Annotated in this window: 12 protein-coding genes; all 12 read left to right on the top strand. The window is 65.7% G+C overall.

From position 1 onward, the window contains the following. Window positions 1-83: 83 nt before the first annotated feature. Window positions 84-1,535 (top strand): flagellar filament capping protein FliD, encoded by a 1,452-nt coding sequence (gene fliD / locus ACNFBT_RS11225; RefSeq protein WP_416749256.1) that lies wholly within the window; start codon window positions 84-86, stop codon window positions 1,533-1,535. Between the two features lie 127 nt (window positions 1,536-1,662). Continuing rightward, window positions 1,663-2,043 carry a flagellar export chaperone FliS gene (fliS, locus tag ACNFBT_RS11230; RefSeq protein WP_416749258.1) on the top strand — a complete coding sequence of 127 codons (381 nt, stop codon included), beginning with the start codon at window positions 1,663-1,665 and terminating at the stop codon, window positions 2,041-2,043. A 14-nt stretch (window positions 2,044-2,057) separates the two neighbouring features. Then, complete coding sequence (locus ACNFBT_RS11235) at window positions 2,058-2,354, top strand: flagellar protein FliT (RefSeq protein ID WP_416749260.1); 297 nt, start codon at window positions 2,058-2,060, stop codon at window positions 2,352-2,354. A 257-nt stretch (window positions 2,355-2,611) separates the two neighbouring features. Further along, a complete protein-coding gene (locus ACNFBT_RS11240; RefSeq protein WP_416749262.1) occupies window positions 2,612-4,087 on the top strand; it encodes a sigma-54 dependent transcriptional regulator in 1,476 nt (491 codons plus the stop codon). Window positions 4,088-4,207: 120 nt separating this feature from the next. Further along, window positions 4,208-5,452 (top strand): sensor histidine kinase, encoded by a 1,245-nt coding sequence (locus tag ACNFBT_RS11245; protein WP_416749264.1) that lies wholly within the window; start codon window positions 4,208-4,210, stop codon window positions 5,450-5,452. Window positions 5,453-5,457: 5 nt separating this feature from the next. Then, window positions 5,458-6,873 (top strand): sigma-54-dependent response regulator transcription factor FleR, encoded by a 1,416-nt coding sequence (gene fleR, locus ACNFBT_RS11250; protein ID WP_416749266.1) that lies wholly within the window; start codon window positions 5,458-5,460, stop codon window positions 6,871-6,873. 152 nt (window positions 6,874-7,025) lie between these two features. Further along, window positions 7,026-7,364, top strand: a complete 339-nt coding sequence (locus ACNFBT_RS11255) for an endonuclease domain-containing protein (RefSeq protein ID WP_416749268.1) — start codon at window positions 7,026-7,028, stop codon at window positions 7,362-7,364. 413 nt (window positions 7,365-7,777) lie between these two features. After that, the gene (gene fliE / locus ACNFBT_RS11260; RefSeq protein ID WP_331317235.1) at window positions 7,778-8,110 is read left to right on the top strand and encodes a flagellar hook-basal body complex protein FliE; all 333 of its coding nucleotides are present in this window, start codon (window positions 7,778-7,780) and stop codon (window positions 8,108-8,110) included. 11 nt (window positions 8,111-8,121) lie between these two features. After that, window positions 8,122-9,912 (top strand): flagellar basal-body MS-ring/collar protein FliF, encoded by a 1,791-nt coding sequence (fliF, locus tag ACNFBT_RS11265; RefSeq protein ID WP_416749271.1) that lies wholly within the window; start codon window positions 8,122-8,124, stop codon window positions 9,910-9,912. 6 nt (window positions 9,913-9,918) lie between these two features. Further along, window positions 9,919-10,935, top strand: coding sequence for a flagellar motor switch protein FliG (gene fliG / locus ACNFBT_RS11270; protein ID WP_416749273.1), 1,017 nt, complete (start codon window positions 9,919-9,921; stop codon window positions 10,933-10,935). Beyond that, window positions 10,936-11,718 carry a flagellar assembly protein FliH gene (gene fliH, locus ACNFBT_RS11275; protein ID WP_416749275.1) on the top strand — a complete coding sequence of 261 codons (783 nt, stop codon included), beginning with the start codon at window positions 10,936-10,938 and terminating at the stop codon, window positions 11,716-11,718. It begins immediately after the preceding gene. After that, window positions 11,708-13,063 carry a flagellar protein export ATPase FliI gene (gene fliI, locus ACNFBT_RS11280; protein ID WP_416749277.1) on the top strand — a complete coding sequence of 452 codons (1,356 nt, stop codon included), beginning with the start codon at window positions 11,708-11,710 and terminating at the stop codon, window positions 13,061-13,063. Before fliH ends, fliI begins: the two co-directional genes overlap by 11 nt. The last annotated feature ends 16 nt before the right edge of the window (window positions 13,064-13,079 follow it).

The raw sequence follows: 13,079 nt of genomic DNA on the forward strand, positions 1-13,079 counted from the left end.
CGAGGTGCGTAACACTGGCACGAAGCCTGCAAGTCTGCGCGGCGACCGGTGGAACCGGAGCAGGATTTTGACGGAGGTGTGAAATGGGGATGACCATCACGGGTACGGGCACTGGCCTGAACATCGATAATATCGTTCAGACCATGGTGGCTGCCGAAAAGGCACCCAAGCAGAACCAGCTCGATACCCTGGAAAAAACCACCACCACCAAGATCACCGGAATCGGCTCGCTCAAGAGTGCCTTGAGCACGTTCCAGACGGCGCTGGAAGCGCTGAACAAGACCGCCAATTTCCAGGCCCGCTCGGCCACTTCTTCCAAGAATGACCTGATCGGCGTCACCGCCACCGACAAGGCCGGCATCGGCAGCTATCAGATCGAAGTCAAGCAGTTGGCCACTGCCAGCAAGGTCGCGCTCGCCGCGATTCCTGCCAACGGTGACAAGGCTGCAACCTTTGGCCAGGGCACCTTGAGCATCAAGCTCGGCGACACCGCGCTGCCGGACATCAAGATCGACAGCAGCAACAACACCCTGGCGGGTGTGCGTGACGCCATCAATACCGCCGGCAAGGATGCGGGAGTCTCCGCCACCATCATCACCGACGAGCATGGCTCTCGCCTGGTGCTGAGCAGTTCCAAGACCGGCGCCGGCAAGGATATTTCCGTAGCGGTCAGCGGTGATGACGGTAGCGGCAGCGCCAAGCTGACCGACCTGGCCTTCACTCCGCCGGCGGTTCCCTCCGACCCGACCATCCAGGATCCGCCCGCCGTCAGCGATCCCTCCGGCGCGCGCATGCTGGTGCGCTCCAAGAGTGCCGAGCTGACCGTCGATGGCCTGAAGATCACCAGCGAATCCAACACCGTCACCGACGCCCTCGAAGGCGTGACCCTGAATCTCAAGGGCGTGACCGAAGCCAACACCCCAGCGACAGTGGGTGTGACCCTGGACCAGTCGGGAGTCAAGAAGAACATCCAGTCCTTCGTCGACGCTTACAACGCACTGGTCAGCACCATCAATTCGCAGACCAAGGTCACCAAGGTTGGCGACGACAAGGCGCCGGTGACAGGGGCGCTGGTCGGTGACGCGACGGCGCGCGCTATCTCCGCATCCCTCCATCAGGAGCTGGTGAATGTCCAGGGTGACGGCAAGATCCGTGCGTTGGCGGATCTTGGCATTACCACCCAGACCGACGGCACACTGGCCATCGACAGCACCAAGCTGGACAAGGCAGTGACCGGCAACTTCGATGAAATCACTGCGTTGTTCACGGGGGACAACGGCCTGGCTGCTCGCCTGACCGATCGGGTGAAGCCCTACACCATCACTAACGGCATCCTCGATCAGCGCAACAGTTCGTTGCAGGCTACGCTCAAGAGCGTGGACAAGCAGCAGGTGACGCTGGACGCTCGCATGACTGCCTTGCAGGAGCGCCTGTACAAGCAGTTCAACGCGATGGATGCTCTTGTCAGCCAACTCACCCAGACCACCAACAGCCTGACCAGCCAGCTGGCCAGCCTGCCATTCGCCAAGGGCTGATCCGGTAACTGCCATAGCGCGCCCGGCCTTGCGCCGGGCGTGACAAAAAAATCTCAAGAAGCCTTCAAGCTCCTGCTTCACTGGCCGATACCTTGGTCAGTAGATGAATTCCTAGCAGGAGCCTGCCATGTACGCCATGAGAGCCATGAAGCAATACCAGCAAGTCAGCCTGGAAGCGCGCGTCGCCGAAGCGTCGCCGCACAGTCTGATCCAGATGCTGATGCAGGGCGGCCTGGAGCGCATGGCGCAGGCCCGTGGCGCCATCGAGCGCGGCCAGTTGGCCGAGCGCGGTGAGCTGATCAGCAAGGCCATCGGTATCGTCGGCGGTCTGCGCGAGGCGCTGAACCTGGAGCAGGGCGGCGAGCTGGCAATCAACCTCGATAGTCTCTACGGTTACATGACCGAGCGCCTGCTGGAGGCGAACCGCAGTGGCAATGCCGCGATCCTCGACGAGGTTTCCGGGCTGCTGCGTGAAGTGAAATCGGGCTGGGACGCGATCGCCGCCTGAAGGAAGGACGAGTCATGAATCAGGCCATGCAACAACTCAACGAAACCCGCGCCGCGCTTTCCGCCGCGATGCACAGCAAGGACTGGGACGCCATCGGCGAACTGGACCGGATGTGCCGTGAGCAGGTGGACGTGGCCATGCAGGACGCCGAGCGCGACGAGCAGGCCCTGCGCGACACCATGGAGCAGTTGCTGGCGCTCTACGCGGAGCTGGTCAAGGTCTGCGCCGCCCAGCGCACAGCCATTGGTGAGGAACTGACCGCCGTGCGCCGTTCCAGCCAGGGCGCCAAGGTCTACCAGATGTTCGGCTGATCCGTCGGATCGGTCTTCCCCGGCGGCCCACGGGCCGCCGCCGCGTTTGTGCGAACTGGTCCCAGTTCGAATGCCATGATGCGGATCAATGCCCTTCGTCGGGCAGCATCAAAAAAAACACGCCATAAATTTGACTCTTGCCACATTTTTGACTTTACTAGTGGCCAAATGCTGGCGAACACGGGGAATTGTGTCATCGCCAGTCTCGTGTCAGCAGCCGTTCGACGGCCTCAAAGCCCCGGGATGACAAGCTAAAGATGTGGCGCGAAACCAAGATCCTCCTGATCGACGATAACCAGGACCGGTGCCGTGACCTCTCGGTCATCATCGGCTTCCTTGGCGAGGACCAGATCGCCTGCGGCAGCCACGATTGGCGCCAGGCGGTCGATGCGCTGCCCAACGGCAGCCGCGACGTACTCTGCGTGTTGCTCGGCAACGTGGAAAGCAAGGGTGGGGCGCTGGAACTGCTCAAGCAGGTCGCGGCCTGGGATGAATACCTCCCCGTGCTGCTGATCGGCGAGCCGGCGCCGGCCGACTGGCCGGAAGAGCTGCGCCGCCGCGTGCTGGCCAGCCTGGAAATGCCGCCCAGCTACAACAAGCTGCTCGACTCCCTGCACCGCGCCCAGGTCTACCGCGAGATGTACGACCAGGCCCGCGAACGCGGCCGCCAGCGCGAGCCCAACCTGTTCCGCAGCCTGGTCGGCACCAGCCGTGCCATCCAGCAGGTGCGGCAGATGATGCAGCAGGTCGCCGACACCGACGCCAGCGTGCTGATCCTCGGCGAGTCCGGCACCGGCAAGGAAGTGGTGGCGCGCAACCTTCACTACCATTCCAAGCGTCGCGACGCGCCATTCGTGCCGGTCAACTGCGGCGCGATTCCGGCGGAGCTACTGGAAAGCGAACTCTTCGGCCACGAGAAGGGCGCCTTCACCGGGGCCATCACCAGCCGCGCCGGCCGCTTCGAGCTGGCCAACGGCGGCACCCTGTTCCTCGACGAGATCGGCGACATGCCGCTGCCGATGCAGGTCAAGCTGCTGCGCGTGCTGCAGGAGCGCACCTTCGAGCGCGTGGGCAGCAACAAGACGCAGAACGTGGACGTGCGCATCATTGCCGCGACCCACAAGAACCTCGAGAAGATGATCGAGGACGGCAGCTTCCGCGAGGACCTGTACTACCGCCTCAACGTCTTCCCCATCGAGATGGCCCCGCTGCGCGAGCGCGTGGAGGACATCCCGCTGCTGATGAACGAGCTGATCTCGCGCATGGAGCACGAGAAGCGCGGTTCGATCCGCTTCAACTCCGCCGCCATCATGTCGCTCTGCCGCCACGACTGGCCGGGCAACGTGCGCGAGTTGGCCAACCTCGTCGAGCGCCTGGCGATCATGCACCCCTATGGGGTGATCGGCGTGGGCGAGCTGCCGAAGAAATTCCGTCACGTCGACGACGAGGACGAGCAACTGGCGAGCAGCCTGCGCGAGGAACTGGAAGAGCGCGCGGCGATCACCGCCGGCCTGCCGGGCCTCGACTCGCCCGCCATGCTGCCGGCCGAAGGCATCGACCTGAAGGATTACCTCGCCAACCTCGAACAGGGCCTGATCCAGCAGGCACTGGACGATGCCGCCGGCGTCGTCGCCCGGGCCGCCGAGCGCCTGCGCATCCGCCGCACCACCCTGGTGGAGAAGATGCGCAAGTACGGCATGAGCCGTCGCGAGGAGGAGATGGCGGAGGATTGACGCCTCCGTCACGTTCGTTTCTCTAGCTCGTTGAAAATTAACGAGTAAATTTTAGGCACGCGGTTTGCTAAGACTCATCCGACCGACAGTTCTACGACGTCGGACGGATGAGAGAACCGCATGATGCCAGTCGCCCAACGCCAGTCCGAAACCACCGCCCTCGCTTCTGTTGAAGCCCTCGCGCCCGTCGAAGAAAGCCGACCGGTGGAGGAGAGCGGCCGCGCCAATCTGGAACAGGCTTTCGCCCTGTTCAACCAGATGTCCAACCAGCTCAGCGAGTCCTACAGCCTGCTGGAGGCGCGCGTCACCGAGCTCAAGGGCCAACTGGCCCTGGTCAGTGCCCAACGCATGCAGGAACTGGCCGAGAAGGAGCGCCTGGCCAATCGCCTGCAAAGCCTGCTCGACGTGCTGCCCGGCGGCGTCATCGTCCTTGATGCCCAGGGGGTGGTGCGCGACGCCAACCCGGTGGCCTGTGCGCTGCTCGGCAAGCCGCTGGTGGGGATGCTCTGGCGCGAGGTGATCGCCCGCAGCTTCGCCCCGCGCGCCGACGACGGCCATGAAGTTTCCCTGCGCGACGGCCGTCGCGTGTCCATCGCCATCCGCTCGCTGAACGGCGAACCCGGCCAGCTCATCCTGCTCAACGACCTGACGGAAACCCGTCGCCTGCAGGACCAGCTGGCGCGCCACGAACGCCTGTCCGCGCTGGGCCGCATGGTCGCCTCGCTGGCCCACCAGATCCGCACGCCGCTGTCCGCCGCCATGCTTTACGCCAGCCACCTGAGCGAGCAGGAGCTGCCGCTGGAACAGCAGCAGCGTTTCGCCGGGCGCATCAAGGAGCGCCTGCACGAGTTGGAGAACCAGGTGCGCGACATGCTGGTGTTCGCCCGGGGCGAACTGCCGCTGCCGGACCGCCTGGCGCCGTCGCAGCTGTTCACCAGCCTGCGGGCCGCCGCCGAATCCCATGTGGCCGGCCTGAACGTCCGTTGGCAGTGCGACGCCCGCGCGGGTGAGCTGCTGTGCAACCGCGACACCCTGGTCGGTACGCTGCTCAACCTGGTGGAAAACGCCATCCAGGCCGCCGGCCGTGACGTGCGCCTGAAGGTGCACCTGTATGCGCGCGGCGACAGCCTGCGCCTGTCCATCAGCGATGACGGTCCGGGCATGAACGCCGAAACCCTGGCGCGCCTGGGCGAACCCTTCTTCACCACCAAGACCACCGGCACAGGCCTCGGCCTGGCCGTGGTCAAGGCGGTTGCCAAGGCCCACCAGGGCGAGCTGCGCTTGCGCTCGCGCGCCGGCTTTGGCACCTGCGCCACCCTGATCCTGCCGCTGATCAACGCCCACTCCATCGCTCACAAGGAATGAACACCATGGCCGCCAAAGTCCTGCTGGTCGAAGACGACCGCGCCCTGCGTGAAGCCCTCTCCGACACCCTGATGCTCGGTGGGCACGACTTCGTCGCCGTCGACTGCGCCGAGGCCGCGCTGCCGGCCCTGGAGAAAGACGCCTTCAGCCTGGTGATCAGCGATGTGAACATGCCGGGCATGGACGGGCACCAGTTGCTCGGCCTGATCCGTGCACGTTATCCACAGCTGCCGGTGCTGCTGATGACCGCCTACGGCGCGGTGGATCGCGCGGTGGAAGCCATGCGCCAGGGGGCGGCGGATTACCTGGTGAAGCCCTTCGAGCCCAAGGCTCTGCTGGAGCTGGTGGCGCGCCATGCGCTGGGTACGGTCACCCGTGTCGAAGGCGACGGTCCGGTGGCGCTGGAACCGGCCAGCCGGCAACTGCTGGAGCTGGCCGCCCGTGTAGCCCGTAGCGACTCCACCGTGCTGATCTCCGGCGAGTCCGGCACCGGTAAGGAAGTGCTGGCGCAGTACATCCACCAGCAGTCGCCGCGTGCCGGCAAACCCTTCGTTGCGATCAACTGCGCGGCGATCCCGGACAACATGCTCGAGGCCACCCTGTTCGGTCACGAGAAGGGGGCGTTCACCGGCGCCATCGCCGCCCAGCCGGGCAAGTTCGAACTGGCCGACGGCGGCACCATCCTGCTCGACGAAATCTCCGAGATGCCGCTGGGCCTGCAGGCCAAGCTGCTGCGCGTACTGCAGGAGCGCGAGGTGGAGCGCGTCGGCGCGCGCAAGCCGATCAGCCTGGACATCCGCGTGCTCGCCACCACCAACCGCGACCTGCTCGGTGAAGTGGCGGCGGGGCGCTTCCGTGAGGACCTGTACTACCGCCTCTCGGTGTTCCCCCTGGCCTGGCGCCCGCTGCGCGAGCGTCCGGCGGACATCCTGCCGCTGGCCGAGCGCCTGCTGGCCAAGTACACCCGCAAGATGAACCTCGCGCCGGTCAGCCTCTGTGCCGACGCCCGCGCCGCCTTGCTGGCGCATCCGTGGCCGGGCAACGTGCGCGAACTGGACAACGCCATCCAGCGCTCGCTGATCCTGCAGCAGGGCGGCCAGGTGCAGGCCGCCGACCTGTGCCTGACCGCGCCCATCGGCCATGCGCCGCGTCCGGTGTTGGCCGCCGTTTCGGCGCCGGCGGTACCGCAAGGTCCGGCCAGCGTCGAAATTCCGTCACCTGCTGTGCAGGATGCGGGGGCTCTGGGAGAGGACCTCAAGCGCCGTGAGTTCCAGATGATCATCGATACCCTGCGCAGTGAACGCGGCCGCCGCAAGGAGGCTGCCGAGCGCCTGGGCATCAGCCCGCGTACCTTGCGCTACAAACTCGCGCAGATGCGGGATGCGGGGATGGATGTGGAGGCGTATCTGTACGCCAGTTGAAGAGTTGACGCGTTCCCCTCTTGGCCCGCCGTTGTGCGGGCTTTTTCTTGGTGAGGCGAGGGTGTTTCTCCGCATTGAAAGCGCATTTGGCCGGCAGAAACCGAGAGCTGCTTCGTTGACTGTGTACTGAGCCTTTCAGTGGGAGCTCAGTCATGGACGAGGTGGAATTTGCACGGCAGTTGCGGCGACGGCAAACCGACGCGGAGCGGCGATTGTGGGGCTGCTTGCGGGACCGGAGGTTTCTCGGATTGAAGTTCCGCAGGCAGGTGCCTTGTGGGGCGTACGTTCTGGATTTCTATTGCCATGAGTTGAGGTTGGCGGTGGAGCTGGATGGTGGGCAGCATCTGGGGTCTGTCTACGACTCTGAGCGAGATGCTTGGTTGGCGGGGCAGGGGATTCGGGTGGTTCGGTTCTGGAATCATGATGTTCTGGTGCGGACTGATGCCGTGCTGGAGGCTATTCGATTGGTGGTCGAGTCCGGAGCGGGATGATTGCCCTCACCCCAACCCTCTCCCGGAGGGAGAGGGGGCCCTCCTCTGCCCTATTGGAACATTGGCGTTCATCCTGGTAGGTGTGCAGTAACGGGGCCGTGCCGTTAGGGGGCCTGCTGAGCAGGAACGGATTTATTCTTCGCGAATCCTTGCGGAAGTATCCGGAGAAGCACCTTCCTTCTCGTCCGCGCCGATCTGCCCCCTCTCCCTCTGGGAGAGGGTTGGGGTGAGGGGCTCTTGCCCTTGTGTCAGATAGACCGTTCGGCCTTATCTGAAGGTCGACCTGAATGCCCCATTCCAGAGCTATTGGATGGGTTCGGCTGTCTTTCCTGAAACCTGGCACCCAAGTTGCAATCCCCTGTGCAAAGCGCCGCGCGGCGTCAAAAAACCGCGGCCAGTCGGAGGGGTAGGAAATGAGTCAGGGTGTTGAATTCAATCGTCTGCTGCTGGAGATGCGCTCCATGCAGATGGAGGCCATGGCCAAGTCGAAGGCGCAGGCTGCGCAACCGACCGAGCCGGGCGCGCCGAGCTTCTCGCAGATGCTCACCCAGGCCGTCGACAAGGTGAACGGCACCCAGCAGGTCGCCACCGACATGGCCACCGCCTTCGAAGTCGGCCAGAGCGGCGTCGATCTCACCGACGTGATGATCGCCTCGCAGAAAGCCAGTGTGTCCTTCCAGGCCATGACCCAGGTACGCAACAAGCTCGTCCAGGCGTACCAGGACATCATGCAGATGCCCGTCTGAGGTAGCAGGTCATGGCTGATGCCACCGTAGACAGTCAGGTTCCCGCCAAGCTCGGCGCCGACGCGCCGAAGAAGCCGCTGCTGGGCCTGACCTTCCTCGAAAACCTCGCGGACATGCCCGTGCTGCGCCAGGTAGGTCTGCTGGTCGGCCTGGCCGCGAGCATCGCCATCGGCTTCGGCATGGTGCTCTGGTCGCAGCAGCCGGACTACAAGCCGCTGTACGGCAGCCTGAACGGCGTCGATGCCAACAAGGTGGTCGAGGCGCTGAGCGCAGCCGATATCGCCTACAAGGTCGAACCCAATTCCGGCGCGCTGCTGGTGAAGGCCGACGACCTCGGCCGCGCACGCATGAAAGTCGCCAGCGCCGGCGTCGCGCCAACCGACAACAACGTCGGCTTCGAAATCCTCGACAAGGAACAGGCCCTGGGCACCAGCCAGTTCATGGAAGCGACCAATTACCGTCGCGGCCTGGAAGGCGAGCTGGCGCGCACCATTTCCAGCCTGAACAACGTCAAGGGCGCCCGCGTGCACCTGGCGATCCCGAAGAGCTCGGTGTTCGTCCGTGACGACCGCAAGCCCAGCGCCTCGGTGCTGGTCGAACTGTATCCGGGCCGCACGCTGGAGCCGAGTCAGGTGCTGGCCATCGTCAACCTGGTGGCGACCAGCGTGCCGGAACTGGACAAGTCCCAGGTCACCGTGGTCGACCAGAAAGGCACCCTGCTGTCCGACCAGCAGGAGCTCTCCGAGCTGACCATGGCCGGCAAGCAGTTCGACTACACCCGCCGCATGGAAAGCAACCTCAACCAGCGCGTGCACAGCATCCTGCAACCGGTGCTGGGCAACGGCCGCTACAAGGCCGAAGTTTCCGCCGACGTCGACTTCAGCGCGGTGGAGTCCACCTCCGAATCCTACAACCCGGACCAGCCGGCACTGCGTAGCGAGCAGAGCAACAACGAGGAACGGCAGAACAGCAATGGCCCGCAAGGCGTGCCGGGTGCGCTGTCGAACCAGCCGCCGGGGCCGTCCAGCGCGCCGCAGACCACCGCGCAGAACGCGCCGTCCGACTACGTCGCGCCGGGCCAGCCGCTGAAGGACGCCAACGGCCAGCCGATCATCGACCCGAAGACCGGCAAGCCGGAACTGGCGCCGTACCCGACCGACAAGCGCCAGCAGAACACCCGCAACTACGAGCTGGATCGCTCGGTGAGCTACACCAAGCAGCAGCAGGGCCGCCTGCGCCGGCTTTCCGTCGCGGTGGTGCTGGATGACCGAATGATCACCGACCCCAAGACCGGCGAGGTGACCCACAAGCCGTGGAGCGCCGACGAACTGTCGCGCTTCACCCGCCTGGTGCAGGACTCCGTGGGCTACGACGCCAGCCGAGGCGACAGCGTCAGCGTGATCAACGCACCGTTCGCCCCCGAGCAGGGCGAGGAGATCGTCGCCCCGCCGTTCTACTCGCAGCCCTGGTTCTGGGACGTGGTCAAGCAGGTGCTGGGCATCGTCTTCATCCTGGTGCTGGTGCTCGGCGTGCTGCGCCCGGTGCTGAACAACCTGTCGGGCAACAAGGGCAAGGCCCTGGTGGCCGGCGGCGCGGGCGGCGACGGTGGACTGGGCGAGCTGGGTGGCCTGGACGGCGAGCTGTCGGACGACCGCGTCAGCCTCGGCGGCCCCGCCAGTATTCTGCTGCCGAGCCCGTCCGAGGGTTACGATGCGCAGCTCAACGCGATCAAGAGCCTGGTCGCGCAGGACCCCGGGCGTGTGGCTCAGGTGGTGAAAGAGTGGATCAATTCCGATGAGTGACCGCACATGAGCGAACCTCGGGCGAACGCCAAACTGAGCAAGGTCGACAAGGCCGCCATCCTCCTGCTGTCCCTCGGCGAGACCGACGCGGCGCAGGTGCTGCGGCACATGGGCCCCAAGGAAGTACAGAAGGTCGGCGTGGCCATGGCGCAGATGCGCAATGTGCACCGCGAGCAGGTCGAACAGGTGATGGGCGAGTTCGTCGAGATCGTCGGCGACCAGACCAGCCTGGGCGTCGGCGCCGACAGCTACATCCGCAAGATGCTCACCCAGGCCCTGGGCGAGGACAAGGCCAACAACCTGATCGACCGCATCCTGCTCGGTGGCAACACCAGCGGCCTGGACAGCCTGAAGTGGATGGAGCCGCGCGCCGTGGCCGACGTGATCCGCTACGAGCACCCGCAGATCCAGGCCATCGTGGTCGCCTACCTCGATCCGGACCAGGCTGCCGAAGTGCTCGGCCACTTCGACCACAAGGTGCGCCTGGACATCGTCCTGCGCGTGTCCTCGCTGAACACCGTGCAGCCGTCCGCGCTGAAGGAACTGAACCTGATCCTGGAGAAGCAGTTCGCCGGCAACGCCAACTCCACCCGCACCACCATGGGCGGCGTGAAGCGCGCGGCGGACATCATGAACTTCCTCGACAGCTCCGTGGAAGGCACGCTGATGGACGCCATTCGCGAAGTGGACGAAGACCTTTCCGGGCAGATCGAAGACCTCATGTTCGTCTTCGACAACCTCGCCGACGTCGACGACCGCGGCATCCAGGCGCTGCTGCGGGAAGTGTCCTCCGACGTGCTGGTGCTGGCGCTCAAGGGCTCCGACGAGGCGATCCGCGAGAAGATCTTCCGCAATATGTCCAAGCGTGCCGCCGAACTGCTGCGCGACGACCTGGAGGCTAAGGGCCCGGTGCGCGTCAGCGAAGTGGAGGGGGCGCAGAAGGAAATCCTCACCATTGCACGGCGCATGGCCGAGTCCGGCGAGATCGTGCTCGGCGGCAAGGGCGGCGAGGAGATGATCTAAGTGGTGCCCCCGGCCAAAGACGAACAGGAACTCAGCGAGCTGATCCGCGCGCGCGATGTCTCGGGCTTCGACCGCTGGTCGCTGCCCAGCTTCGATCCGATCAAGCCGCTGCCGGAACCCGAGCCTGAACCCGAACCCGTGGCCGAGGCGCCGCAGATCGAGGAAGTGCCGGAGGAAGAGGTCAAGCCACTGACGCTGGAGGAGCTCGAGGCGATCCGCCAGGACGCCTACAACGAGGGCTTCTCCACCGGTGAGAAGGACGGCTTCCATGCCGGCCAGCTGAAGGCGCGTCAGGAAGCTGACGCGGCCCTGCAGCCGCGCCTGCAGAGCCTGGAAACCCTGATGGGGCAGCTGCTGGAGCCGATCGCCGAGCAGGACCAGATGCTCGAGGCGGGCATGCTCAACCTGGTGACCCACGTGGTGCGTCAGGTGGTGCAGCGCGAGCTGGCCACCGATTCCAGCCAGATCCGCCAGGTGCTGCGCGAGGCGCTGAAGCTGCTGCCCATGGGCGCCGGCAACATCCGCATCCAGGTCAACCCGCAGGACTTCGAGCTGGTGAAGGCCCTGCGCGACCGCCACGAGGAAAGCTGGCGGATCATCGAGGACGATGGCCTGCTGCCCGGCGGCTGCCGTATCGAAACCGAACACTCGCGCATCGACGCCAGCGTCGAGACGCGCCTGGCCCAGGCCGTGAAGCAGCTCTTCGAGCAGCAGCGCGACCAGGCGACCCACGCACTGGCGCCGGACCTGCACATCGACCTGGACGTGCCCGATGCGCCTTGAGCGGGTCAGCTTCGCCCGCCGCCTGCAAGGCTACAGCGAGGCCGTGAGCCTGCCGGCGCAGCCGGTGGTGGAGGGCCGCCTGCTGCGCATGGTCGGCTTGACCCTGGAGGCCGAAGGCCTGCAGGCCTCGGTCGGCAGCCGCTGCCAGGTGATCAACGACGGCGGCTATCACCCGGTGCAGGTGGAAGCCGAGGTAATGGGCTTCTCCGGCAGCAAGATCTACCTGATGCCGGTGGGCAGCCTCGCCGGTATCGCCCCGGGCGCCCGCGTGGTGCCGCTGCCGGATTCCGGCCGCCTGCCGATGGGCATGTCGATGCTCGGCCGCGTGCTCGACGGCGTCGGCCGTGCGCTGGACGGCAAGGGCGGCATGCGCGCCGAAGACTGGGTGCCGATGGAAGGCCCGATCATCAACCCCCTGGCGCGCGACCCGATCCACGAGCCGATGGACGTCGGCATCCGCTCGATCAACTCCCTGCTCACCGTCGGCCGTGGCCAGCGCCTGGGCCTGTTCGCCGGTACCGGCGTGGGCAAGTCGGTGCTGCTGGGCATGATGACCCGCTTCACCAAGGCCGACATCATCGTGGTCGGGCTGATCGGCGAACGGGGCCGCGAGGTGAAGGAGTTCATCGAGCACATCCTCGGCGAGGAAGGCTTGAAGCGCTCCGTGGTCGTCGCCTCGCCGGCGGACGACGCGCCGCTGATGCGCCTGCGCGCCGCGCAGTACTGCACGCGTATCGCCGAATACTTCCGCGACAAGGGCAAGAACGTCCTGCTGCTGATGGATTCCCTGACCCGCTACGCCCAGGCCCAGCGCGAGATCGCCTTGGCCATCGGCGAGCCGCCGGCGACCAAGGGCTATCCGCCGTCGGTGTTCGCCAAGCTGCCGCGCCTGGTGGAACGCGCCGGCAACGGCGAGAAGGGCGGCGGCTCGATCACCGCCTTCTACACCGTGCTCAGCGAGGGCGACGACCAGCAGGACCCGATCGCCGACGCCGCCCGTGGCGTGCTCGACGGTCACTTCGTGCTGTCGCGCCGGCTGGCCGAGGAGGGCCATTACCCGGCCATCGACATCGAGGCTTCGATCAGCCGGGTGATGCCGCAGGTCACCAGCCCCGAGCACCTGCGCGATGCCCAGCGTTTCAAGCAGCTGTGGTCGCGTTATCAACAGAGCCGCGACCTGATCAGCGTCGGCGCCTACGTGGCCGGCGGCGATGCCGAGACTGACCTGGCGATCCAGCGCTTCCCGATCATGCGCCAGTTCCTCCGCCAGGCCTTGGACGAGAGCCAGAACCTCGACGACAGCCGCCTGTTGCTGGACGCGGTCGTCAGCGGCAAGGCCGGCTGATGCCCGGCGATTTCCG

Source organism: Pseudomonas sp. NY15181, from assembly GCF_048068055.1.
Lineage (GTDB): Bacteria > Pseudomonadota > Gammaproteobacteria > Pseudomonadales > Pseudomonadaceae > Pseudomonas.

Bases quoted from the DNA above. Each gene is read 5' to 3' on its own strand.
- fliD (WP_416749256.1), top strand. From the start codon at position 84: ATGGGGATGACCATCACGGGTACGGGCACTGGCCTGAACATCGATAAT.
- fliS (WP_416749258.1), top strand. From the start codon at position 1,663: ATGTACGCCATGAGAGCCATGAAGCAATACCAGCAAGTCAGCCTGGAA.
- ACNFBT_RS11235 (WP_416749260.1), top strand. From the start codon at position 2,058: ATGAATCAGGCCATGCAACAACTCAACGAAACCCGCGCCGCGCTTTCC.
- ACNFBT_RS11240 (WP_416749262.1), top strand. From the start codon at position 2,612: ATGTGGCGCGAAACCAAGATCCTCCTGATCGACGATAACCAGGACCGG.
- ACNFBT_RS11245 (WP_416749264.1), top strand. From the start codon at position 4,208: ATGATGCCAGTCGCCCAACGCCAGTCCGAAACCACCGCCCTCGCTTCT.
- fleR (WP_416749266.1), top strand. From the start codon at position 5,458: ATGGCCGCCAAAGTCCTGCTGGTCGAAGACGACCGCGCCCTGCGTGAA.
- ACNFBT_RS11255 (WP_416749268.1), top strand. From the start codon at position 7,026: ATGGACGAGGTGGAATTTGCACGGCAGTTGCGGCGACGGCAAACCGAC.
- fliE (WP_331317235.1), top strand. From the start codon at position 7,778: ATGAGTCAGGGTGTTGAATTCAATCGTCTGCTGCTGGAGATGCGCTCC.
- fliF (WP_416749271.1), top strand. From the start codon at position 8,122: ATGGCTGATGCCACCGTAGACAGTCAGGTTCCCGCCAAGCTCGGCGCC.
- fliG (WP_416749273.1), top strand. From the start codon at position 9,919: ATGAGCGAACCTCGGGCGAACGCCAAACTGAGCAAGGTCGACAAGGCC.
- fliI (WP_416749277.1), top strand. From the start codon at position 11,708: ATGCGCCTTGAGCGGGTCAGCTTCGCCCGCCGCCTGCAAGGCTACAGC.